This window comes from Bacillus sp. NPDC094064, assembly GCF_050279585.1.
GTDB lineage: Bacteria > Bacillota > Bacilli > Bacillales > Bacillaceae_G > Bacillus_A.
Genome location: NZ_JBNNUI010000001.1, coordinates 352,368 through 376,530 on the forward strand (window position 1 = coordinate 352,368; position 24,163 = coordinate 376,530).

Here is a 24,163-nt window from a genome sequence, read left to right on the forward strand (position 1 = left end):
AATTCCAAGTTATTAATAAAATAATAGAAATTACTAAGCAAGCGGGCTTATTTCTTTAACCCAGCTGCATAAAAAGGTCCATGAACTGCGATTGTTGATAAAATATGAGCAATTTCCTCTGGTGTTTCTTTTTGCCCGCTATTTAACCATTGCTGAATGACACCTATATGAGCAGATGCCATATAAGAAGCTAAGTATTGGCTCGGGACAAGTAAATTCTCTTTCTTTATGAGAGCATCATTCGTATCTTCAAACAGTGTTTTCCACATAAAGTCTTTCAGTTTTGTTTGGAATGATAAATCCCCTTTTGGGCTAAGTACGGCTCTTATAAAATCACTATTTTCATTTAGAAATTCAAGAATAGAAGCGATAAGTACAAATGGAGTCGTTGGGGAAGGATTTGATCCAAGATCCGCAATAACTTCCGGAAATTTCTTTTTTGCAATGCTAGACATCTCATGCATAATTTCTTCTTGGCATCTCGTCATTAAATCAAATTTATCTAGATAATGTGTATAAAACGTACCACGGTTTATGTTCGCTTTCGTTGTAATATCTTTTACTGTAATGGCGTCAAAGCCTTTTTCTTCAATTAATTCCACAAATGCATTTCGTATTGCCGTTTTCGTACGAATCACGCGTAAATCTAAATTACTATCTCGCAAAGTATGTCCCTCCTAAATTTTCTTCAACATATTTATCAAATGTGTCTTATAACCGACACATTCGCGGTTTTTGATTATTGTATAAGGTTCAATGCAAACATATAATTCAAAATATAAATAAACAACACGTTGTTCGCTTATTGTAACTGAAATTAAAGGAGGGGAAAAGAACATGTTTAAAAATAAACTTTTATTATTATCACCAGTCATTGCACTACTTATTGTCTTTATTTTTTCATTAACATTATTCCCGACAGTTCAACCACAGCCAAAAAACTTGCCAATTGCAATTGTAAATGAGGATCAAGGAGTAGAAATTCCGAACCAACCTAAAATGAATATGGGGCAAACGATTGTTGATACGATTAAAAATAAATCAAAAGCAGATGAAGAACCTGCGGTTAAATGGGTAGAAGTAAAAAATAAGGAATCGGTTCAAAAGGGGTTAAATAATAAAGAGTATTACGCGGCATTAGTTATTCCGAAAGAATTTAGTGCAAAACAAGCATCATTACGAACACCACAGCCGTCTTCGCCAGAAGTAGAAATACTCATAAATCAAGGAATGAATACAGCTGCATCAACTATGGCAGGGCAAGTATTACAGGCGATCGTTGATAATATGAACAATACTGTTCGTACGCAGCTACTAGAAGGGTTTAAAGCAAAAGGTGCTACTTTAACAACAGATCAAGCTTCAAATTTAGTAACACCTATTGCGAAGAAAGTGACAAATGTGAATGAGGTTGGAAAAAATAGTGCGAACGGTAACTCGCCCATTTCATTATTCCAACCGCTATGGATTGCAAGTTTAGCGAGCGCAGCAATCATCTTTATTGCGATTCGTAAAATGCCAGTAGGTACACGAAAAGAAAACTTTGTATTAAAAGTAAAACAAATAGTAACAGGAGCTGTTGCGGCGCTTGTAATTGGATTTGGTCTTACATGGATTGCGGACGGAATGGTAGGATTAAATATTTCGAACTTCACGGATACGGCACTGTTTTTATCTATTACATCCTTTAGTTTCTTCTTAATGATTTCTGCAGTGCTCTCATTAGTTGGACTAAATGGAATCGGATTATTTGCTTTATTGCTGTTCTTCGGAGCACCGTTATTAGCACTGGCACCTGAAATGTTGTCGCCGTTTTATCAAGACTGGGTATACTCATGGTTGCCAATGCGATTTATGATCGAAGGATTAAGGGACATTTTCTTCTTCGGAAAAGGTTTAAGCTGGAATACACCTGTTACTATGCTCGTTTGGATTGGGATAGTAAGTATGGTTGTTATACTAGCGACTGCATGGAAGTCTCGTGCAGTAAAGGGACATAAAACAGAATTACATGCTTAAAAAGAAAAGCCGTTTCACTAGTAGTGAAGCGGTTTTTGTGATGAAATTTACATGGTTTTTTGCTTAAGCGAATGACCTTTCGTCTTTTCCATAGTATCGAGAGCTCTAAAGATCACGTACGTTCCAAACAATCTCACCGCGCTCGTCGTCCCACGTACTGTGATGCCGCTTAAATCCTATTTTTTCTAGTACGCGGAGGGAAGCAACATTCCAAGCACCTACAGTCGACCAAAGTTTGTGGCGCCCAGTAGCAATCGCAGCGTCCAGTACAACGGATGCTGCCTCAGTTGCGTAGCCTTTACCGTGAGCACTACGGAACAACTCGTATGCAATCTCCGGCTCTTCAAGTGTGGAACGCCCGATAATCAAGCCGCAGTATCCGATGAAATCGCCTTCATCTAGCCTTCGAATAGTGAGAAGGGAAATGCCATTTTCGTCTGCCTTCTTGCGCATCTCAATAAGCCAGCTACGAACGGAGTCAACGGTTGGCATGTCCACACCACGTTCGCCAATTAATTTGCTCAGCCAAACTGCATCGGATTCCTCCCACATACTAAGCTCAAGTCTTTCGGTTTTCAGCTGGAACGCCATAGGTTTAAATAAAGATGGCATAGTGGTACCTCCTAGTTATATGACTGTATTCATAATAGCTTCGCATCTCAACACCCCATCTGGTTGGAAACCCGATTCATTCGCGAATGTATAGTAACAGTTTACAAAAAAATAGTGATATTTTATCCGCCATTTGCCGTGCAGTAAAATCCCCACTGATTATAGTTTCACTTTATGAATAAGCAATTCCTTTGCAAAATAGACCATTGTAGCAATCTTTATTTTAAATCTAAAGTTGTCCCGTTATATACACAAGCTCCTCCTATTTCAAAATGCATAAAATGTTAAGAGACATTATGGAGGGGATACGATGTATAATTCGAATTATCATGATTGGTATAGACAGAATGATAAGTTGATTAGTGATATTGAAAAAGCGATTAACGGAGAGTATAGCGCCATCAGTTGCTATGCGAAATTAGCGAACATGGCCCCAAATCAAGTAGAACAAAAACAAATTCTTGAAATTCGTAACGATGAAATAAAGCATTTCCATCAATTTGTACAAATGTATACGAATTTAACTGGCAGGCAGCCGAAACCACAGATTACTGAAGACTGCCCGAATACGTACTTGCAAGGATTAGAATTCGCTATACAAGATGAGCAGAAGACAGTAGATTTTTATTTGGAAATTGCTGATGAAACATCAGATGCATCTATGAAAGAGTTGTTGCGGAGAATAGCTGCAGATGAACAAAATCATGCGGTGTGGTTTTTATATTATTTTGTGAAGTCGAAGTGAGTATTGAATACAATACTTAAATATAAGTAGAAGGAAACCGTTTCACAGTAGTGGAGCGGTTTTCTTGCGATGAAATGCAAATTACATAGGATCGACAAAATATAGTAGTTGAATTTGGTATATAATGTATGAAACGAAAATGAAAATAAATAAAATGAAACTTTAATCAGTGGGGGATCAAAAAGCGATTGAATTAATGTATAAAAACGCACTCGATTTAGGAGTTTACGTGGAATATGTTACAGATGAAAATGATGGCAGAACGCGTTTGTCAGTGTGGTAGCGCTAGGAAAGGGGAACGGAAATATGGAGAGAACTACAGTTCAAGAATATACAATTCGAATTGCTACTGAAGGTGAAAGTGATAGCATTATTACGCTATTAAAAGAAGTAGCACAGTGGTTACAACATAAAGAAGTAGATCAATGGCAGTATCTTTTAGGTGAAGAAGCTACGGCTGAAATACTAGAAGGTATAAGAGAGAAATATACGTATGTTGTTATGAAAGAAGAAGAAATTGTCGGCACGGTTACAGTATCTCCTAAACAAAGTGAATGGGATGAATATATTTTTGGTAAAGAGGAAGTTTCTGATTCGTTGTATATTCATAGATTTGCGGTGAAACGGAAGTATAAGGGGAATGGAATAGGAGAATGGATGTTACGATGGATAGAAGAGAATGTGCAACATGATAAAGAGTATTTGAAGTTAGATTGTGTAGGGCATAATCGGATATTGAATGATTTTTATAAGAGAAGTGGTTTTGAATATATTGGAAGTACGGATGGGCTTAGCAAGTTTCAAAAGAGAAGGGGAATGTGAATGCATCCAATTAACGTAAGTTTAGTTGAAAAGTTAATACAGGAACAGTTTCCTGAATGGGCACATTTAGAAGTGAAATCTGTAAAGCTTAGTGGGCATGATAATAGAACGTTTCATCTAGGCGATCAGATGAGTGTAAGATTACCAAGTGATGTAGCATATGCACCGCAAGTAGAGAAGGAAAACAAGTGGCTTCCTCTATTAAGCAAGGAACTTTCTTTACCAATTTCTTCTCCAATTGCGAAAGGGAATCCTTGTGAAGAATATCCGTGGCCTTGGTCTATTAATAAGTGGATAGAAGGAGAGACAGTTACGAAAGAAAATGTACGTGACTTAAACGAATTTGCGGCGGATTTAGGATCATTTCTAGTAGCATTGCAATCTATTGATGCGAGTGACGGACCGATAGCTGGAGCACATAATTTTTACCGAGGTGGGCTTATATTTGTATATGATAAAGAGGCGAGAGATGCTATCGAAAATAATAAGGACGTTTTTGATGAAACAGTATTAAAGCACCTTTGGGATTTAGCACTTCAGTCAACGTGGAAGCGCAAACCAGTTTGGGTGCATGGAGATATAGCGCCAGGGAACTTACTCGTTACAGACGGAAAGCTTAGTGCCGTAATTGATTTTGGGATATTAGGAGTAGGGGATCCTGCTTGTGATGCGGCGATGGCTTGGACATTCTTTGATAAGAATAGTAGAAATATATTTAAAGAAGTATTACAGATGGACGAAGAAACGTGGAATAGAGCGAGAGGTTGGGCGCTTTGGAAGGCGTTAATTACATATGATGCAAATAAGGGGAGTAATAAGAAAGTGGCAGAAGAATCGTATCGTGTGATCCAAGTGATTGTGGATGATTATTCAATAAAGTGAAAAGGTTTATATAGCATCAGTTTTGATTGAAGTTACTTGACGTTTACTGTGCAATAAAAAGGAGGGAACATGATTGAAAGTCAAGCAAGGGAAATATGAAGAAATAAAATTGCGTGATAGAATTCCAGGTATGGTTGAATATATAGATAGCACAAGGCTTCCGGCTGATTTTCACTACTATATTCCTCCACACTGGCATAGAAGTATTGAAATTAGTTTAGTTATATATGGAGACGTTTTTTTATATGTAAATGGGCAAAAAAAGAAAGTGTCAGCTGGTGAGTTTATCTTTGTAAACAGTGGAGATGTTCACGAATTTGAAAAAGTTGAAAATATAAGTTGTGCAGTCATGATGTTAATTGTTTCTTATGAATTTCTTAAAGAGCTAAATGATGACTTTGATACATATAGATTTAATTTAAAAGAATCCATTGTTCAGAACACAAAGCTCAAAGAAATATTTTATGAATTAAAGGGATTAGTCACAAACTCTGATGATTTAAGTTATATAAAAATGAATAGTTTAATTTATGAGATTGTTTATATTTTATTGCGCCACTGTAAAGATGGGGAGAAAGTAGATAATGATTTTCAACTTGGAAATAAACAAAAAGAGATGATTACATATATTTATGAGCATTACGATGAAGAGCTTAAACTGAAAGATATGGCGAAACACTTTTTTGTAAGTGAGGAACATTTTTCCCGTAGGTTCAAGAAATCTTTCGGATCAAATTTCACCTCTTTTTTAACGAGATACAGGCTTCATAAAGCTTATGAAGATATTATTAGCAGTACAAATTCTATACAAGATATAGCAATAAAACATGGATTTCCCAATGTAAAGTCATTCATTTCACAGTTTAAGGGGAAATATGGATTTACACCATTACAATATAGAAAAAATATGATATCAAAAAATGACAATAATTGAATCAAATATGAACAACAATAAAAATACGTTCCGTGTTACATTTTGTACATGGAACGTATTTTTATTTAGTAAATGAAAATTTACACGATTCTATAATTTTTTTAAAAAATGTAAGCGTTTTAACGCGAGGTAGGGGGAATAAAAGATGACTAGACAATATAGCTTAGATTTATTAGAAAAAATTCAAGAAAAACAAGAAACCATCAATGTACAAGGTGCAGAAGTCTTAGTGAAAAACATACCAGATTGCGATGAAAAGGGAGCGATGGATCCACGTCTTTATAAAGACATGAAGGTTCAAATGAACATAATGAGATTTATGCCTAAAAATATGATGAAAATGGACGCTTCCGAAAAATCAGTAAAGAATATGAGAAAACAGTTTAATGGTATTAAAAGCGTTCCGATTGTCACTAAAGATATAAATATTATGAATGAAACAGTTAAAGCGGAAGATGGATATGATATTCCGATAAGGATTTATAATAGTATTTCGAAACGAGAGGGTGCTCCAATTCTATACTTTATTCATGGTGGTGGATTTATGGCGGGATCACCAGATGTGGTAGAAGAACTTGTGAAATTAATAGTAGAAAAAACAGATATACTAGCCGTTTCCGTAGATTATCGATTAGCTCCGGAACATCCTTATCCAATTGGGCATACAGATTGTTACACTACTTTAAAATGGATTTATGAGAATGCTGAAGCATTCGGCGGTGATAAGAATAATATCTTTGTTGCGGGTGATAGTGCTGGAGGGAACTTAACTCAGTATTGTACAACGAGAGATATGGAAGATGGCAGAAACCTCGTAAAAGGACAATTGCTTCTGTATCCTACAATTAATATGTGTGACTATGAAGACGAGTTTTATTCTTGGAGTATAGATAAATATGAGATCGCTCCGAAATATAAAAAAGGACTAGAAAAACTGCTTAATGTGATGCATTCAATGGCCGGAGGGATGGCAGAAATACTTGGTACGCAAGACATTCATTCGAAGTATTTAAGTCCATATGTTGATGTAAATCCAGACTATCCATGTACATTTATTACGGTAGGAGAGCATGATTTTTTAATGATAGAATGTTTAGCGTATGCAGCTAAATTGACTAAAAAAGGAGTGGATACTGAAACAGTCCTTTATCGTGGTTTAGGGCACGCATATGGAGATAATGTAGGTGTCTATCCTCAAAGTGAAGATTTAGCGATTGAGATGGGTAATTTTATATTAAAACATAGTGGGAAGTAGGGGGAAATGATGAAAAATAAAACAGTGATAGTAAGTCTAATTTTCGCTATTTTACTATGCATATTCGCATTTACAGACCTACAGATATCCCATAGTTTATATGAACCAACTAATAAGATCGCTCTTTTTTTACAAGCTATAGGAGAGATTCCGGCGATGCTTATCGCCTTATTTTGTAGTATGTATTTATTTAAAACTAGAAAAAATAAAGGTTCAAGAGGATATTATCTATCTGGAATTGGATATGGAGTAATTATACTCTTGTTCGCTTTCATAGCTTCATTTATGTTAGTACATTATTTAACAATTTCAAAATCCTCAATTCCGATTATTATGATTTGCTTCATTGTAGCTACTTATATGATTTCTAAATCATGGAGTAAGTATGATGATGTAAGATTGAGAGATATTGCGTTAATTGGATTATTAAGTGTAGTGATCGTGTTAATTACATTTAATCTAATAAAATTAGGATGGGGTAGAGAACGCTATCGTCATATGATTTCTATAGGATCTTTTGAAGGATTTTCAAAATGGTTTATACCCCAAGGAATTGCTAAAAGTGATGAGTTTATGTCATTTCCTTCAGGCCATAGTGCGAATGCAGCGCTCGTTATTTGGTTGAGTTTATTACCAGGGTATTTTGCTTCATTCAAACGTAAAAAAATAGGTGTTTGGATTTTCATTCTTATGTGGATGATACTAGTGCCAGTTAGCCGTATTATGGTAGGGGCCCATTTTGCTTCAGATGTTACAGTTGGAGTCGCTATTTCATTAATTGTTTTTATATCTACGAAAAAGTATATATGGAGAAATAAGAAAGTTGATGTGCAGAGTATTCATGAAAGTATGTAAACACTCATTGAAATTTACAGAGTGGACTGTAATCAAAGGGAAGTCATTTTGATTCGAATGACTTCTTTTTGTTTGCCATAAAAGTCAAATTTAGTTTTGGAATATTCCTTGACAGGAATATTCCAACTTGGATATAATCGATTCAACAAGAAGATAATAGTAGTGATGATATGGATGTGTTATAACCGGAGACCATCGCTTAACGAGGTGAGTGATATGTCGGGGAAATTTCCGGGCGTGAACATGGCGACGCTGAATGCCTTATCTGAACCGAATCGTATGAATATCGTTGAACTTTTGCGTAACGGTCCTCTAACTGTTGGGGAAATTGCCGACCACTTGGGTTTAAGGCAACCACAAACTTCAAAACATTTAAAAGTGTTAAGTGATACTGGGATTGTAGAAGTGCAGGCGGAAGCGAATCGCCGGATTTATAAGTTACGACCTGAGCCTTTCCAAGCACTTGATTGTTGGGTACAGTCATTTAAGCATGTAATGGAAGAGAGATTTGATAATTTAGATACGTATTTGAAGGAATTGCAAAACAAGGAAAAGTCTTAAGGAGGAATGAAAATGTCAAACAATACAATGGTATCGAGAGTTGAGAATGGGCAGGTATTAGTACTAGAGCGCGTTTTTGATGCGCCACGTGATCTTGTATTCAGTATGTTTAAAGAAGCAGAGCATTTGAAACATTGGTGGGGACCAAGAGGCTGGGAAATTCCATCATGTACTGTTGATTTCCGTCCTGGGGGAGTTTGGCACTACTGTATGAAGTGTGTTGATCAAAAACAAGGGCAATTTTTTGGTATGGAATCATGGGGTAAAGGTGTATATAAAGAGATTATTGAGCCTGAGAAAATTGTTTATACCGATTATTTTTCGGATGCTGAAGGCAATGTGAATGATTCTATGCCATCAACGGAGATCACACTGGAATTCATTGATTTAGGTGGAAAGACAAAGTTAATAAATCGTGCTGAATATGTTAACGAAAAGGCCCTTAAGACCGTTATGGATATGGGAATGCTACAAGGTATTACTGAAACTTGGGATCGTTTGAATGAACGGCTTGAGTTATTGAAATAGATTTTGTACTGTAATTTCATTTTTGACGATAGTCAAGTTTAATAAAAAATTGTAAGGGAGCGTTAAAAGAAATGATTAATAATGTTGGGCAAATTATGTTATATGTGAATAACCAAGATGAAGTGAAGGAATTTTGGACAGAAAAAGTAGGGTTTATTGTAATTTCAGAGGAAGATAACGGTCAAGGAATGCGCTGGATTGAAATTGCGCCGACTAAAGAAGCTGAAACAAGCATTGTTCTCCATAATAAAGAGCTTATTGCTAAAATGCAGCCGGAGTTAAATCTTGGTACACCTTCTTTAATGTTCTTCTCAAAAGACTTCGATCGTTTATATAGCGATTTAGTAAACAAAAACGTTACAGTTGGAGAAATTGTAACGATGCCTACAGGTAGAATATTTAATTTTGCAGATAGCGAAAATAACTATTTTGCAGTAATGGAAAAGAAGTAAATTTTATTTGAAATTATGAGTGCGATGTTGAACTAAAGGCATCGCATTTTTTATTTTTGTTAAAAATAGTTTAATTTTATATAATAATAAAACGATATATAATAGTATGTTATAGTAACAACAAAGGGGGGGTAAAAATGGAAATTATTCACGAAAGAGCAAAGTTACGACTAATAGATAACGATGATGTCGAAACTTTGTTTTCAATTATAGAAGGAAATCGGGATATTTGGGCGTATTTAATCTCTAAAATGGATAGTGTTCAAGATATGCAGCAATATGTTCAAAAAGCGATAAAGGGCTATGGAAGAGGAACGCAAATACCATTCATCGTAGTCGATCAACAGACGAATACGATTGTAGGAAGTACACGGTTATATAATATTTCAGTAGAAGACAAGACAGTGGAGTTAGGGCAGACGTGGTATCATCCGAGTGTACAACGTACGAGTATAAATACAGAGTGTAAATATATGCTTCTCCAGTACGCTTTTGAAAAACTAAATATGTTGAGAGTGCAAATTAAGACAGATGTAAGAAATGAAAAAGCACAACGAGCAATCGAAAGGTTAGGCGCAGTAAAAGAGGGCGTACTGAGAAACGAAAGAAGATTGCCAAGTGGACATGTGAGAGATGCGGTTGTGTACAGCATTATCGCGAGTGAATGGCCAAGCATAAAAGAAAAATTGTTAGAAAAATTAGAGTTGTATAAAGAAACGTTATAATTCGTGTTTTGAAAGGTATATGGTTCGTAATACATGAAAAATATACCTTTTTTCTTACAAAATGCTACTTTATTTTAATTACTTTCGTTTCATCGTTCCCTTCTGATAAAAAATTCGTTACAATGTAGTTGTATGGTAATAAACTTATGAATTGAAAAATGTAATGAAAACCGCAAATGAAAAATGAATTGATAATCCTCAATTTTAAATGAAAACCCTTTTATATAAATAAAACAAGAAAAATTCCTTCTTTTAAATGAATTCAAACAAACTGATTTGATATATACGTTTTTTATAGAAGTATGGATGATGTACGGAGGCAATTACAAATGAAAGAAAATAAGAAAAGTAAAAAAAGACGAGTCTTTCAAGTATTTTTACTACTGATTTGTTCTGTTATTTTATATGTGAGCTATGCAGCTTATGATATTTGGAGTTATCGCTTTAAAACAGATGCTGGTGTGAAAACAGATGCTGGTATCGTACTAGGAGCAGCTTCTTGGAACGGAAAACCATCTCCTGTATTTAAAGAAAGAATTAATCATGCGATTTCTTTATATAAAAACGGAAATATTAAAAAGATTATTTTTACAGGTGGTACAAAGTTTGAGGCAGAACTCGAGGAATCACGCACTGCGAGAGTGTATGCATTGAAACAAGGTGTAAAAGAAGAAGATATTTTAATAGAAACAAAATCCCTTTTTACTGAAGAAAACTTAAAGAATGCGAAGGAAGTTGGAACAGAGAACGGAATACGCACATACACGATTGTAAGTGATCCACTTCATATGAAACGCGCAATGAGAATCGCGAAACATATTAACATTGAGGCATATGCTTCGCCAACGCCAACATCAGCATATAAAACGTTAGATACAGAAATTCCATTCTTCTTTAAAGAATTGTTCTCGTATATTGGATATGTAACCTCTTTGCCATTAAAGGCATTGAAGGGAGATTAATATAAGAAAAGGCCCTATTTTCTATAGGGATTTTTCTTATAATCCAAAAACATTGTATTTTTATCGGAATAATGAAACAATAGAGAGGTAGCTTCATATAATCATAATGACAAAATGAACGGTTGATGAATCGGGCATAAAGTGAAACTTTAATCAATGGGAGTTTTACTGCCCGTTAATGCGGGATAAAGGAGATTATAGTATGGCACTCTCATTTGTTGAAACAGAAGAACAATCGTATATGATTCAGCAGTTAAACACTTTAATTCCGAAATTTATGGAAAGAGAACCGGAATTAAGTGATTTAGGTTCTTTTCCATATGAAAATATTAATGATTTGAAACATATTGGATATACGAAAGTAACGTTACCGAAGGAATTTGGTGGTCGTGCGATTTCTTTATATGACTTCGTTTTATTTCAAGAAAAAATTGCAGAAGGTTGCGGAGCTACTGCATTGTCAATTGGATGGCATATCGGTATTGTGAAAGAACTAGCTGAAAATCGCTCTTGGAATAACGAGATGTTCAAATGGTTTTGCGAAGAAGTACGTAACGGTGCGCTCTTTAACCGGGCAGCGACAGAACCGAAAACAGGGAGTCCGACGCGTGGCGGCAAACCAGAAACAATAGCGATTCAAAAAGGTGATAAGTGGATTATAAATGGAAGAAAAACTTTCACAACGATGGCACCAGTACTTGATTATTTTATTATTTCAGCAAGTATGGAAGGCCGAGAAGAAGTTGGTGAGTTTGTCATACCGAGGAATACGCTCGGTGTATCTATTGAAGAAACGTGGGATAGCGTTGCAATGCGAGGGACTGCTAGCCACGATTTAGTCTTACAAAATGTAGAAATAGAGAACCGCTTTTTTACGGATGTAAAAGGCGGAAAAGTGAAACAAAAGGGTATTGGCTGGTTGCTACATATACCAGCATGTTATTTAGGAATCGCACAATCAGCAAGAAATTATGCAGTTCAGTTTGCGGAATCATACAAGCCAAATAGTTTAAATCATTCAATTAGTTTATTGCCGAATGTTAGAAGATTAGTCGGAGAATTAGAACTTGAGCTTATGCAAGCTCGTGTCTTTTTATATCAAATCGCGAAAAAGTACGATGAAGCAGAAGATAAGCTTTCACTACAAGCAGAGCTAGCAGCAGTGAAATACGCCGTAACAAATGCGGCGATATCCATAGTGGATAAATCGATGCGCATCGTAGGAGCAAAAAGTTTATCAGAAAAAAATCCGCTCCATCGTTACTATTTAAACGTCAGAGCAGGATTACACAATCCACCGATGGATGATGCGACACTGTCTATGCTGGCGGATGCGGCGTTTCGGTCGTGATGAATAAATGAAAAGGCTGTTCCAAAGCGGAATAGCCTTTTTATAATAAAAATCTTTCTTTTCATTCTTCTTTTTATAGTTTTATAGGAGAAAGCTAGGTTTCTTATTTCACCTACTGTATAATAAGAAAAAAGCACGAAAAGAGGTTATCTCATGCTAGAGGTTATCGCAACATGTTTAGAAGATGTGAAACGAATTGAACGAGCTGGCGGGCAGCGAGTTGAATTGATTTCATCTTATACAGAAGGTGGTTTAACACCGAGTTATGCATTTATAAAAAGAGCGGTAGAAGCGGTACATATATCCATTCACGTTATGATTCGTCCGCATGCGAAGTCTTTTACATATACGGAAGAAGAAATTGAAATGATGAAAGAAGATATTATAGTTGCGCAGAAGTTGGGTGCAGCAGGCGTTGTATTAGGCGTATTAAACGAAAAAAATGAAGTGGATGAAGAGAAATTAGCAGATTTATTGTCTGTTGTAGATGGAATAAATGTAACGTATCACCGTGCGATAGATGATACCGAAAATCCAGTGGAAGCGATGAGAACTTTAAAGAAGTTTCATAAAGTGACACACGTTTTAACTTCAGGTGGACAAGGAAATATAGTCGATAATATTCCAGTGCTTACAAATATGCAGAAGGTAAGCGATGGTCAAATTCAACTTGTTGCTGGAAGCGGTGTGACGAAGGAAAATATAAAGCAGTTGCTAGATGAAACTGGAATTTCGCAAGCTCATGTCGGTACAGCGGTAAGAGAAGGGAAATCCTGTTTTTCTGAAATAGATCCTAATTTAGTACAAGAATTAGTTGAAATAATAAAATAAGTGGTTAAGAAAGAGGAGAAACGATGAAGGAAAATACGAAGAAAGAATTATTCTCTTGGATTAAAACAATTGGGGTTACACTTGTACTAATTGTTATTATTCGAGGCGCTTTATTTACACCTTCTTTAGTACAAGGTGAATCGATGATGCCAACTTTAGAAAATAACGAGCGAGTTCTCGTGAATAAGATTGGTTATAATATAAGTGGATTAGATCGCTTTGATATTATCATCTTCCACGGAAAAGAAGGATACGATCTCGTAAAACGAGTAATTGGTTTACCAGGTGATACAGTTGAGTATAAAAATGATGTTTTATATGTAAACGGAAAAGCGATGGAAGAACCGTATTTAAAAGAATTTAAAGAAAAAGCAGCTGGCCGTGTATTAACTCCTGACTTTACGTTAGAACAAGTAACAGGGAAAACGAAAGTACCAGAAGGGCAAGTGTTTGTTTTAGGTGATAATCGTGAAGTTTCTAAGGATGGTCGTATGTTCGGATTTATTTCAGAAGATGAAATTGTCGGAAAAGGACAAGCTGTTTTCTGGCCGTTGAAACAAGTAAGAGCGTTATAAAGTAAAAAAGTATGGGAGAAATATTCTTCCATACTTTTTTTGTGTCTTTTTATTTAAATTGTTGGTTTTGCTATAACTTGAGCTTTTGAAAGAGAACCATCATTATTTTTAAATTTTATTTTGTACTCACCTTCAGGAAGCCAATCACTCCAATTTATACTGAATTCACTTATCGCTTGTTCCCCAGGTTTTAAAGTTACATCCATCATCCAAGAACCTTTAGCGTTATATAAAGTATAGCTAAAAGGAGAATCACCTATATTTTTTACAAGAACACTTAAGTCATCCCCATGAGAATAGTTAAAGCTAGAAATACTTGATCCGAAAAAATGAATTTCTTCATTCGCTATAGTATGATGTTGGGCCACTTTAGCGGTTGAATGAGTATCTTCGTCTGTCGCAAATGTTACATTATAACTTATACAAAAAGATAGCAGAATGGCAGGAATTACTCGCAGTTTTTTCAAAAGAAACACTCCTCACATTTTGTTGTACATATACCATAATAAACTGGATGAGTTGGAAGATTAATAGTTCAATATAAAAATTTACAAATATACTTATTTTTTTACGTTTTTTAAATAGCTGACAAAAATATATCGGGTTATGAACTAGAAAAAAATATTGATAGAATTGAAAGAATATTTTATAATTTTAAATTATATACTTGTTTCGAAAAACGGAATTTAAGTTCCGAAATTCGGAACTTAAAGGAGATAGGATGAGTATAAATAAAACGGCAGTGAAGACAATGGATATTTTGGAGTTGTTTTATGAGCATGAAGAGCTGAGTCTAACAGAGATGGTTCAGCTTACAAATATGCCGAAAACATCTGTTTATCGTTTAATTGGCTCGTTAGAAGAAATGGAGTTTTTACAAAAAAACGAGAAGGGAAGATATCGGTTAGGAGTTGTTTTTTTACGATTTGGTCAACTTGTTTCACAAAGGTTATCAGTAAGAAATATTGCGATTCCATATATGAAAGAACTTAGGGATAGTTTAGGGCAAGCGGTAAACTTAATTATTCAAGATGGTAATGACGCAATTTACGTTGAAAAGATGGAAGGGGTTCAGCCAGTACGTGTTTATACGGCGGTTGGAAGAAGAGCTCCGCTTTATGCTGGTGCTTGCCCGAGAATTTTACTATCGTATTTTTCTGAGGAAGAGAAAAGAAAGTACATAGAGGAAGCAGATTTAAAACAGTTTGCTGATGGAACGATTGTGAATAAAGAACAGTTGCTAGAAGTATTACATATGGCGAAAGTGGAAGGGTATACAATTAGTTATTCTGAACTAGAAAATCATACAGCAGCTATAGCAGCACCAATTTTTGCAAGTGATGGAACGGTTGTAGCGGGTATTAGTATTTCAGGTGTAGCAATTGAGTATAGCGAAAGTAGTATTCCATATTTTACTGCAAAGGTGAAAGAAACAGCATACCGCATTTCGAAAGAACTCGGCTTTTGGGCATAGAAAGAGGGAGTAGGATGAAATTTTCTGCGTTAGGGGATCAAGCAATTATCGTTACATTTGGCGAAGAAATTAAGATGGATATATACGAAAAAGTACAACGATTATTTCAAGCACTGCAGCAACATCCGTTTGCAGGAATGATTGAATGCGTTCCATCGTTTACTTCATTAGCGGTTTACTACAATTTGTATGAAGTATGGAAGCAAAATGATAGAAATGTAAGACCATATGATTACGTATGCCAGTACATAAATGGATTATATGAAACTTATACGGAAGAGCTGAAACGAGATGCGAAACATATTTCAATACCAGTTTGTTACGGGGGAGAATTTGGACCTGATTTAGAAGAGGTCGCGCATTATCACGGCTTACAGGTAGAAGATGTTATTCGAATACATAGTGAAACAACATATTTTGTATATATGCTAGGTTTTACACCGGGTTTCCCATATTTAGGGGGACTATCAAAAGAACTAGAAACACCTAGAAAAGAAACACCGCGATTACAAATTGCGCCTGGTTCGGTAGGGATTGGTGGAAATCAAACAGGTATATATCCGCTTGAAACACCGGGTGGATGGAATATTATCGGCCGAACACCTATTTCTCTATTTAATCCGAAAGAAGAAACACCAACATATATTCAAAGTGGTATGTATTTACGATTTATCCCGATAACAAAGGAAGAGTACGTATCGCTTGAGGGGGCTAAAGAATGGATGTAGAGGTTTTGCATGCAGGAATGTTTACAACAGTCCAAGATTTAGGAAGATTTCATTATCAGCAATACGGCGTTCCTGTCGGCGGGGCTATGGATCAAAATGCGCTCAGGATGATTAATATGTTAGTCGGTAATGAAGAGAATGAAGCAGGGCTCGAAATGACGATTATGGGGCCTAAATTATTAATAAAGAAAACGACTTTACTCGCGATTGGTGGCGCGGATATGGAACCGTTGCTAAATGGTGAACGTATTCCATTGTGGCGCCCCATATTAGCTGAAGAAGGAAGTATGCTTTGTTTCGGAAAAGCGAAAAGTGGTTGCAGGACATATGTAACCTTTGCAGGCGGTATAAATATGGATCGCACGATGGGAAGTAAAAGTACTTACATACGTGCTGCAATTGGCGGTATGGAAGGAAGAATGCTGAAAAAAGGTGACTATTTTCAAATTGGTGCAGGGGCAGACATTGCGAGTCGCTTCATTCAAAGCTTACGCGATGAAGAGAGAGTCAAAATGAAATGGGCTATTTGTAACGATGCTCTACCAAAATATAAGAAGCATCCTATTCTTCGCGTCATAACAGATTTTGAATATGATCAGTTTACAGAAAACAGTAAAGATTCATTTTTTACAAAAGAGTATAAAGTATCCAATTATGCTGATCGTATGGGATATCGGCTTGACGGAGAAGTGTTACATAGAGCCGTTGAAAAAGAGATTTTATCGAGCCCAGTTACATTCGGAACTATTCAAGTTCCAAATGGTGGACAGCCAATTATATTAATGGCAGATAGACAAACGACAGGTGGCTATCCGAGAATTGGAAATGTTATTTCAGTAGATTTACCTCTTCTTGCTCAGTTGAAACCGGGAGACTATGTTTCTTTTGAGAAAATAACGATAGAAGAAGCGGAGCAATTATACATAGAGCAAGAAAAAGATATGAGTCTATTAAAGAAATTCATCGCTTTGCGAAGCTGAAAGTAGGAGGAAAACATCATGAAGACAATCGATTTAAATTGTGATTTAGGAGAAAGCTTTGGAGCTTATAAAATGGGGAATGATGATGAGATTCTTCCGTTCGTTTCCTCTATAAACGTTGCTTGTGGTTTTCACGCAGGTGATCCATCTGTTATGCGGCAAACGGTTGAAAAGGCACTTCAGCATAATGTAGCAATAGGAGCTCATCCTGGATTTCCTGATTTAATTGGATTTGGGAGAAGGAATATGAACGTTTCAGCAAGTGAAGTGTACGATTATGTTTTATATCAAATTGGTGCATTAGACGGTTTTGTGAAAGCGGCTGGAGGGAAAATGCAGCACGTAAAACCGCACGGCGCGTTATATAATATGGCGGCAACAAATTCAGAAATTGCAGACGCAATTGCAAAGGCTATTTCTCATATAAACCGGGAGCTATCACTTTACGGGTTAGCAAATAGCGAGGCGTTTATACAGGCAGCACAAAAATATAACATCACTCTTGTGCAAGAAGCATTTGCTGATCGTACATATAAGCAAGATGGAACTTTAACGAGCCGTACAGAAGAAAATGCGCTCATAAAAAATGAAGACGAAGCAATAAACCAAGTACTTCAAATGGTGAAAGAAGGCTATGTAAAAGCGGTGCATGGAGAGAAAGTAGCAGTTCAAGCACAAACAATTTGTTTACATGGGGATGGAGAGAAAGCAGTCCAATTTGCAGAAAGAATATACAGAACATTCGAACTCAATGACATTACTATTTGTGCACCGAAATAAAGTGAAACTTTAATCGGTGGGGGGTGTTCATCTCCCACTGATTATTAGCCTACACCAATCGGGCATTTATGGGCAGCAGGGCTCTCACCTAACTTCTTTGCCCCAGCTGAATTTTGAGGTGGGAGTTTTACTGCCCGTTAATACGGGATAAAAAATGAGGGGAAGTGCTAGAAATGATTAAATTAATCGGGATACTAATCGTTGCAGTTGGGTTTTTATTTAGACTAAATACATTGTTAGTAGTTATGGTTGCAGGTATTGTTACTGGGATGGTTTCTGGTTTAAGTTTTCATGATGTCATCAGCATGTTCGGTAAATTTTTCATAGAAAATAGATATATGTCTATGCCTATTATATTAACTTTACCGGTAATTGGAATTTTAGAGCGTTATGGATTAAAAGAAAGAGCAGAAGCGCTTATAACGAAATCAAAGGGCGCAACAACTGGAAGAGTATTAATGTCATATTTTACGATAAGAGAATCATCAGCAGCACTAGGGCTTAATATTGGTGGTCATGCGCAAACGGTGAGACCACTCGTTGCACCCATGGCAGAAGGAGCTGCGCAAGGAAGATACGGTAAACTCCCTGAAAAATTGAGAGAAAAGATTAAAGCAAACGCAGCAGCTGCGGAAAATACAGCTTGGTTTTTCGGAGAGGATATATTTATCGCGACAGGTGCCATTTTATTAATGAAAGGATTCTTCGATTCAGTAGGTATGCATGTCGGAGTATGGGATATGGCGCTTTGGGGAATTCCAACTGCAATATCCGCACTAATTGTGAGCTGGATTAGGTTTAGAAGATTGGATAAATATATAGAGAAAACAATGAAGGCAGAAGTAAAAGAAGAGAAGGAGGCAATATAATATGAACATCATAACTATGGATACAATCTACTATGTATTAGGTATAATCGTTGCCTTTATCGCTGTGCGTATCGCATTTGATCGTGAACATCCAAATCGATTCGGTTCTAGTTTATTTTGGGCGTTGTTTGCCGTTACATTTTTATTTGGAAATGTAATACCTTCGTTTTACGTTGGCTGTATCGTACTCGCTATGGTCGTGTTAGCTTCACTCAATAAAGTAACAAAATCAGAGGAGAAAGAAGTACCAGTGCAAGAACGTGTAAAACATGCTGAGAAATTAAAAAATAAAATTTTTATGCCTGCACTGTTAATCCCGATTTTTACAATTATCGGTACATTGACGTTAGGAAAAATCAAATGGGGAAATGTCAATCTTGTTGATCCTGATAAAGTAACGTTAGTCGCATTAGCGTTAGGTGCATTACTCGCATTCGTTGCAGCGATGCGTATTACAAAAGCAAAAATAACAACGCCTGTTCAAGAAGGAAGCAGACTATTACAAGCTGTTGGCTGGGCAGTTATTTTACCGCAAATGTTAGCGGCACTTGGTGGTATTTTCGCGAAGTCTGGCGTAGGACAAGTCGTTTCTGATTTAGTCGGACAAGTGTTACCGACAGAGTATCCGTTCGTTGCTGTAATGGCGTATTGTTTAGGAATGATGCTATTCACAGTTGTAATGGGAAATGCATTCGCAGCGTTTGCCGTTATTACTGGCGGAATTGGTTTACCTTTAATTGTTCAAATGCACGGCGGGAACCCAGCAATTATGGCAGCACTCGGTATGTTTGCTGGATATTGCGGAACACTTATTACGCCAATGGCCGCAAACTTTAATATCGTTCCGGCAATGCTTTTAGAACTGAAAGATAAGAACGCTGTTATTAAGGCGCAAGTACCAATTGCTCTTTCCATTTTCATTATAAATATGTTTATCATGTACAGCCTTGTATATCGTTTCTAATTAGGAGGATAAAACTATGAAAACAGTATTACTAACAGGATTCGATCCGTTTGGAGGAGAAAGCATCAACCCAGCTTGGGAAGTAGCAAAAAGTTTACATGAAAAAACAATCGGAGAATACAAGGTTATTAGTAAACAAGTTCCAACTGTCTTTCATAAATCAATAAGCGTATTAAAAGAGTATATAGAAGAACTAAAGCCTGAAATGATTATATGTATTGGACAAGCTGGGGGTAGACCAGATATTACGATAGAGCGAATAGCAATTAATGTTGATGATGCAAGAATTGCTGATAATGAAAGAAATCAGCCAGTGGATGTACCGGTTGTAGAAGAAGGACCGATTGCGTATTGGTCTACGCTGCCGATGAAAGCAATTGTAAAAAAACTTCGCGAAGAAGGTATACCAGCTTCCGTTTCACAAACAGCAGGTACATTCGTTTGTAATCATTTATTCTATGGTCTCATGCATGAATTAGAGAACCATGATAAGAAAATAAAAGGCGGATTTGTTCATATTCCGTTCTTACCAGAACAAGCGAGTAACTATCCAGGACAACCGAGTATGTCACTTTCTACGATTAGTAAAGGGATAGAACTGGCAATTGAGATAACGACGGAAGTGGAAGTAGATATTGTAGCGTGCGGCGGTGCGACGCATTAAGTGAAAAGCATGTTAATTAAAGAGGGCTGATGCAGCCCTCTTTGTATTTTTTATTGAAGATACATTATAGAATATAAAGAGGAAGATTGCTGTAATAGGAGTAGTCTAACAAATACGGAATTGTAACCAGCATAATGTTTTTATCCGCTCTTTTTAGGGATAAAAGCATAAAGACTTAATTAAGTTTTACTTCAAAAATTAGATGGAACTTATTCTATGGACTTTTGGTTATTTTGCAGGTGAAGGATTGCTATGGTTATACAAAAAAAGAGTAACCTGTTTGGCTACTCTTCACATAGAAATTTGTATTTGTTTATTTCAATAAGAGACCGTTATTGAAGTCCCTTCATGAAATTTTGGATTTTTGATGATAATGCAAACAGCAGGATGCTAACTAAAATGGAGATAGCACCAATAACACCAAAGTAAATTGTTTCTGTTGCAGGATTATATAGTTTAACAACTTGGGCATTTATTGCTTGCGCAGACGCAGTTGATAAGAACCATAAGCTCATGGTTTGCGAAGAGAAAGCAGCTGGAGCCAGCTTCGTCGTTATTGATAATCCTGAAGGAGATAAACAAACTTCTCCAATTACAATTAAAAAGAAGCTAAGGACTAACCACATAGGATTCACTAAAGAGTGAGTACCGTTGATTAAAGCCGGAAAAATCATAACTAAGAATGATAAACCTGCAAATAGCAATCCAATAGCGAATTTTTTTGCCGTTGAAGGCTGCTTCTTGCCTAACTTTATCCAAATCCATGCGAAAATCGGGGCAAGCGTTACGATAAAGATTGGACTTAATGATTGGAACCAAGCAGAATGTAATGTAATTCCATTGAACTGTAATTGAGTTCGTTGATCCGCGTATGTCGCTAAAATAATAGCACCTTGTTCTTGTATAGACCAAAATATTGTAGCTGCAATAAAGAGTGGTATATACGCAAGAAGACGAGATTGCTCTACTTTTGTTGTTTTAGGACTACGATACATATAAATGAAATAATAGGCTGGAATAACAATCCCTAAGATACTAATGAGGAATGTAAAACGATTTATAGTTAACAACCCAGTTGGAATTGTAACCACACCTAGCAATGTTAATACAACCAGACCAATACTGAAATACTTAATAGTCTTTTTTCTTTCCGAATCTGATAATGGATTAGGTACTTGTGTACCGATTAGACCAAGGTTTTTCTGTTTTGTTCCAACAAATACCCCTAACCCAATTGCCATACCAATTGCTGCAACTCCAAAACCAAGGTGGAAATTATATTGCTGACCTAATGTTCCAACAACTAAAGGTGCAAGTAAGGCACCTAAGTTAATACCCATGTAGAATATACTGAACCCTGAGTCACGACGCGCATCTGTTTCACTGTATAAACTTCCTACGATGTTCGATATGTTAGGTTTTAACAACCCTGTTCCTAGAATTAAGAAGACCATAGAGATAAATAACGCACTTTTACTACCCGGTAAAGCTAAAATAAGATGGCCAATCATAATTAAAACGCCACCAAAGAATACGGTTCTACTTGGACCAAATAAACGATCCGATATCCATCCACCGATAATACTAGACATGAACAGTAAGGAACCGTAAATTGCCATTATCGAGGTTGCGGTAGATTGATCAATTCCTAATCCACCTTTTGCGACCGAATAGTACATATAATACAGCAAAATAGCTCTCATTCCGTAATGAGAAAACCTTTCCCAAAACTCAGTGAAGAATAAAGTGAATAATCCTTTTGGGTGTCCAAAAAATCCTGTTTGAGGAATACTTTGAACAAGTTCGTTTTTTTCTTTCATAATGTTAATATTACCCCTTATTAATTTTTGATATTATACAAGTATAACTTAAGAGACTCCCAGTAGTCTATAACTATCTAAGCCCATCGATGAAGAAAAGCAGCCTTTTGGCTGCTTTCTAAATGAATTAAGAAATCGTCATGTGCTCATTAGACACAAATCTACCTTTAAACAATCCAGAATTGATTGTGAGAGTGCTTTAGCTACGCCATTACCAACAAGTATTGAACAGTAGTTATCTTTGAAACTTTAATTACGCCCAAAAAAGTTTGGGTTTAGATAATGTAACATAGTAAGTAAATGGAATTGTGCAACACCTTTTGTAAACAACTGGTATAATAAGTATAGCAATATACATAGAGGTGATGTTTGTGCAATATGAAGAAGTACGTTCAATCTTAGAAAAAGCGAAGAAAATTACAGTGTTAACAGGCGCAGGAGCAAGTACAGAAAGCGGCATACCAGATTTCCGTTCATCAAATGGATTGTATGCTGATGCGAATGTAGAGATGTATTTATCAAGAGGATATTATAACCGAAATCCGAAAGAATTTTGGAAGCATTATAAAGAAATCTTTCAAATTAATACGTTTCACCAATATAAAGCAAATCGTGGGCATCGCTTTTTAGCAGAGCTAGAAGAACAAGGGAAAGATATAAAGATTTTAACGCAAAATATTGACGGTTTGCATCAAGTAGGTGGTAGTAAACATGTCATTGATTTACATGGAACACTGCAAACAGCACATTGTCCGAAGTGTAAAGCGGGATATGATTTGCAGTATATGATTGATCATGAAGTGCCGCGCTGTCAGAAGTGTAATTTCATTTTAAATCCTGATGTTGTTTTATATGGAGATACATTGCCGCAATATCAAAACGCGATGAAACGTTTATATGAAACAGATGTGCTTATCGTCATGGGAACGTCATTAAAAGTACAGCCTGTCGCTTCATTCCCAGAAATCGCAAAGAGGGAAATTGGAGCAACAACTATTTTAGTAAATGAAGAATTAACAGGACAAGAATTTAACTTTGATTTTGTTTTTCAACAAAAGATTGGTGAATTTGTTGAAGGGTTATCTTCGATTAAATAAGTTTTTGTTTTCGTAAAGAAACTGAGGTGTATAGAGGCCACCTCAGTTTTTTATTTGAGTAATCGCTGTTTTAAACCACATGAAAACATGTCGATAATGTAGTAACCACATCTCTATAATTTATAAAAAAGTGTTTGGTAGGTAAAATAGCAGCGTAAGAAGAAATATTATCTTTAGCGAATACACAATCGTCATAAAGTAAGCTAATATGTAGCTGGTGTAAAGGTTCTATTTGATTTTGCTTAAGATATAAAACTAAGTCATTATAAAGTTGCTCACTATACTCACTTACAGAATGTTCTAATGAAAGCTGACCTGCTATGCTAGTCCACCATACTTTAAAACTACATATTAATTCTTTGAATGATTCTTCATTACATACACGGGTGTCAAAAAGCTTTTCATAAAACATATGATTCTCCTCATGGAAAATTTGTAAATCATATCTGTCGTTAGCAATTTGTTTATGGAGTGTATGCCATAATTCTTTGAAATTTGCTTCAAAATCATTAGAAAAATTTAATTTTCTTGCTATGTAAGGGAACCGTAAATTCCCTTTGTTCTCTTTTTGATTGAGATAAATATTTTGAATATAAATCATAAAGTTTAAACAATGCGACGTATTAGTATGTATTGTAAACGAATCAGGCATTTTCATTTGCTCCTCCGTAATGTCTT

The 24,163-nt window shown here is 36.0% G+C and carries 28 protein-coding genes and 1 pseudogene; 24 read left to right on the forward strand and 5 right to left on the reverse strand.

Annotated features, from left to right (window positions below; genetic code table 11):
* Positions 1-47: 47 nt before the first annotated feature.
* On the reverse strand, positions 48-665 hold the full coding sequence (locus ACQKNI_RS01870; RefSeq protein ID WP_098252498.1) for a TetR/AcrR family transcriptional regulator: 618 nt from the start codon (positions 663-665) through the stop codon (positions 48-50).
* Between the two features lie 172 nt (positions 666-837).
* Between ACQKNI_RS01870 and ACQKNI_RS01875 the strand changes: the two genes are divergently transcribed.
* Positions 838-2,019 (forward strand): YhgE/Pip domain-containing protein, encoded by a 1,182-nt coding sequence (locus tag ACQKNI_RS01875; protein ID WP_427282157.1) that lies wholly within the window; start codon positions 838-840, stop codon positions 2,017-2,019.
* Positions 2,020-2,124: 105 nt separating this feature from the next.
* Here the strand turns inward: ACQKNI_RS01875 and ACQKNI_RS01880 are convergent, their stop codons facing one another.
* Positions 2,125-2,631, reverse strand: coding sequence for a GNAT family N-acetyltransferase (locus tag ACQKNI_RS01880; RefSeq protein ID WP_098266270.1), 507 nt, complete (start codon positions 2,629-2,631; stop codon positions 2,125-2,127).
* Positions 2,632-2,941: 310 nt separating this feature from the next.
* On the opposite strand from ACQKNI_RS01880, the gene ACQKNI_RS01885 reads away from it, so the two are divergent.
* From ACQKNI_RS01885 to lepB, 15 genes and pseudogenes are all read left to right on the forward strand, one after another.
* The gene (locus ACQKNI_RS01885) at positions 2,942-3,376 is read left to right on the forward strand and encodes a ferritin-like domain-containing protein (protein ID WP_088229573.1); all 435 of its coding nucleotides are present in this window, start codon (positions 2,942-2,944) and stop codon (positions 3,374-3,376) included.
* Positions 3,377-3,551: 175 nt separating this feature from the next.
* A pseudogene (locus ACQKNI_RS01890) lies at positions 3,552-3,659 on the forward strand (DUF2691 family protein); the annotation flags it as partial.
* A 23-nt stretch (positions 3,660-3,682) separates the two neighbouring features.
* Positions 3,683-4,198, forward strand: a complete 516-nt coding sequence (locus tag ACQKNI_RS01895) for a GNAT family N-acetyltransferase (protein WP_098945942.1) — start codon at positions 3,683-3,685, stop codon at positions 4,196-4,198.
* Positions 4,199-5,080, forward strand: a complete 882-nt coding sequence (locus ACQKNI_RS01900) for an aminoglycoside phosphotransferase family protein (RefSeq protein ID WP_098252493.1) — start codon at positions 4,199-4,201, stop codon at positions 5,078-5,080.
* A 73-nt stretch (positions 5,081-5,153) separates the two neighbouring features.
* Positions 5,154-6,014: an AraC family transcriptional regulator gene (locus tag ACQKNI_RS01905; RefSeq protein ID WP_427282158.1), complete on the forward strand. Its 861-nt coding sequence runs from the start codon at positions 5,154-5,156 to the stop codon at positions 6,012-6,014.
* 145 nt (positions 6,015-6,159) lie between these two features.
* On the forward strand, positions 6,160-7,269 hold the full coding sequence (locus ACQKNI_RS01910) for an alpha/beta hydrolase (protein ID WP_427282159.1): 1,110 nt from the start codon (positions 6,160-6,162) through the stop codon (positions 7,267-7,269).
* A 9-nt stretch (positions 7,270-7,278) separates the two neighbouring features.
* On the forward strand, positions 7,279-8,124 hold the full coding sequence (locus ACQKNI_RS01915; protein ID WP_098882378.1) for a phosphatase PAP2 family protein: 846 nt from the start codon (positions 7,279-7,281) through the stop codon (positions 8,122-8,124).
* A gap of 216 nt (positions 8,125-8,340) precedes the next feature.
* Positions 8,341-8,685 carry an ArsR/SmtB family transcription factor gene (locus tag ACQKNI_RS01920; RefSeq protein WP_098357102.1) on the forward strand — a complete coding sequence of 115 codons (345 nt, stop codon included), beginning with the start codon at positions 8,341-8,343 and terminating at the stop codon, positions 8,683-8,685.
* A 12-nt stretch (positions 8,686-8,697) separates the two neighbouring features.
* On the forward strand, positions 8,698-9,213 hold the full coding sequence (locus ACQKNI_RS01925) for an SRPBCC family protein (protein ID WP_098252488.1): 516 nt from the start codon (positions 8,698-8,700) through the stop codon (positions 9,211-9,213).
* Between the two features lie 71 nt (positions 9,214-9,284).
* Positions 9,285-9,665 carry a VOC family protein gene (locus ACQKNI_RS01930; RefSeq protein WP_088229565.1) on the forward strand — a complete coding sequence of 127 codons (381 nt, stop codon included), beginning with the start codon at positions 9,285-9,287 and terminating at the stop codon, positions 9,663-9,665.
* Between the two features lie 137 nt (positions 9,666-9,802).
* The gene (locus ACQKNI_RS01935) at positions 9,803-10,390 is read left to right on the forward strand and encodes a GNAT family N-acetyltransferase (protein WP_098252487.1); all 588 of its coding nucleotides are present in this window, start codon (positions 9,803-9,805) and stop codon (positions 10,388-10,390) included.
* A 329-nt stretch (positions 10,391-10,719) separates the two neighbouring features.
* On the forward strand, positions 10,720-11,352 hold the full coding sequence (locus tag ACQKNI_RS01940; protein ID WP_088229563.1) for a YdcF family protein: 633 nt from the start codon (positions 10,720-10,722) through the stop codon (positions 11,350-11,352).
* A 202-nt stretch (positions 11,353-11,554) separates the two neighbouring features.
* Positions 11,555-12,703: an acyl-CoA dehydrogenase family protein gene (locus tag ACQKNI_RS01945; RefSeq protein ID WP_088229562.1), complete on the forward strand. Its 1,149-nt coding sequence runs from the start codon at positions 11,555-11,557 to the stop codon at positions 12,701-12,703.
* Between the two features lie 153 nt (positions 12,704-12,856).
* Positions 12,857-13,534, forward strand: coding sequence for a copper homeostasis protein CutC (locus ACQKNI_RS01950; protein WP_088229560.1), 678 nt, complete (start codon positions 12,857-12,859; stop codon positions 13,532-13,534).
* 23 nt (positions 13,535-13,557) lie between these two features.
* Positions 13,558-14,109, forward strand: a complete 552-nt coding sequence (gene lepB, locus ACQKNI_RS01955; RefSeq protein WP_088229559.1) for a signal peptidase I — start codon at positions 13,558-13,560, stop codon at positions 14,107-14,109.
* A gap of 53 nt (positions 14,110-14,162) precedes the next feature.
* Here lepB and ACQKNI_RS01960 read toward each other — a convergent pair whose 3' ends face one another.
* Positions 14,163-14,576 (reverse strand): hypothetical protein, encoded by a 414-nt coding sequence (locus tag ACQKNI_RS01960; RefSeq protein ID WP_088229558.1) that lies wholly within the window; start codon positions 14,574-14,576, stop codon positions 14,163-14,165.
* A gap of 254 nt (positions 14,577-14,830) precedes the next feature.
* On the opposite strand from ACQKNI_RS01960, the gene ACQKNI_RS01965 reads away from it, so the two are divergent.
* The 7 genes from ACQKNI_RS01965 (at position 14,831) to pcp (ending at position 20,568) form a co-directional block, all read left to right on the forward strand.
* Positions 14,831-15,583 carry an IclR family transcriptional regulator gene (locus ACQKNI_RS01965; RefSeq protein ID WP_088229557.1) on the forward strand — a complete coding sequence of 251 codons (753 nt, stop codon included), beginning with the start codon at positions 14,831-14,833 and terminating at the stop codon, positions 15,581-15,583.
* Between the two features lie 14 nt (positions 15,584-15,597).
* Entirely contained in the window at positions 15,598-16,311 is a 714-nt protein-coding gene (gene pxpB, locus ACQKNI_RS01970) for a 5-oxoprolinase subunit PxpB (protein WP_088229556.1), read from the forward strand.
* On the forward strand, positions 16,302-17,291 hold the full coding sequence (locus tag ACQKNI_RS01975) for a biotin-dependent carboxyltransferase family protein (RefSeq protein ID WP_088229555.1): 990 nt from the start codon (positions 16,302-16,304) through the stop codon (positions 17,289-17,291). Before pxpB ends, ACQKNI_RS01975 begins: the two co-directional genes overlap by 10 nt.
* Positions 17,292-17,309: 18 nt before the next feature.
* Complete coding sequence (gene pxpA / locus ACQKNI_RS01980; protein WP_088229554.1) at positions 17,310-18,071, forward strand: 5-oxoprolinase subunit PxpA; 762 nt, start codon at positions 17,310-17,312, stop codon at positions 18,069-18,071.
* Between the two features lie 173 nt (positions 18,072-18,244).
* Positions 18,245-18,940: a DUF969 domain-containing protein gene (locus tag ACQKNI_RS01985; protein ID WP_140417276.1), complete on the forward strand. Its 696-nt coding sequence runs from the start codon at positions 18,245-18,247 to the stop codon at positions 18,938-18,940.
* 1 nt (position 18,941) lies between these two features.
* Positions 18,942-19,904: a DUF979 domain-containing protein gene (locus tag ACQKNI_RS01990; RefSeq protein ID WP_088229552.1), complete on the forward strand. Its 963-nt coding sequence runs from the start codon at positions 18,942-18,944 to the stop codon at positions 19,902-19,904.
* A gap of 16 nt (positions 19,905-19,920) precedes the next feature.
* Positions 19,921-20,568, forward strand: a complete 648-nt coding sequence (pcp, locus tag ACQKNI_RS01995; RefSeq protein WP_098252485.1) for a pyroglutamyl-peptidase I — start codon at positions 19,921-19,923, stop codon at positions 20,566-20,568.
* Positions 20,569-20,900: 332 nt separating this feature from the next.
* Here the strand turns inward: pcp and ACQKNI_RS02000 are convergent, their stop codons facing one another.
* On the reverse strand, positions 20,901-22,388 hold the full coding sequence (locus ACQKNI_RS02000; protein ID WP_088229550.1) for a peptide MFS transporter: 1,488 nt from the start codon (positions 22,386-22,388) through the stop codon (positions 20,901-20,903).
* Positions 22,389-22,753: 365 nt separating this feature from the next.
* Here ACQKNI_RS02000 and ACQKNI_RS02005 point away from each other — a divergent pair, with 365 nt between their 5' ends.
* A complete protein-coding gene (locus tag ACQKNI_RS02005; protein WP_140417275.1) occupies positions 22,754-23,485 on the forward strand; it encodes an NAD-dependent protein deacylase in 732 nt (243 codons plus the stop codon).
* 70 nt (positions 23,486-23,555) lie between these two features.
* Here ACQKNI_RS02005 and ACQKNI_RS02010 read toward each other — a convergent pair whose 3' ends face one another.
* Positions 23,556-24,137 carry a hypothetical protein gene (locus tag ACQKNI_RS02010; RefSeq protein WP_088229548.1) on the reverse strand — a complete coding sequence of 194 codons (582 nt, stop codon included), beginning with the start codon at positions 24,135-24,137 and terminating at the stop codon, positions 23,556-23,558.
* Positions 24,138-24,163: the final 26 nt, after the last annotated feature.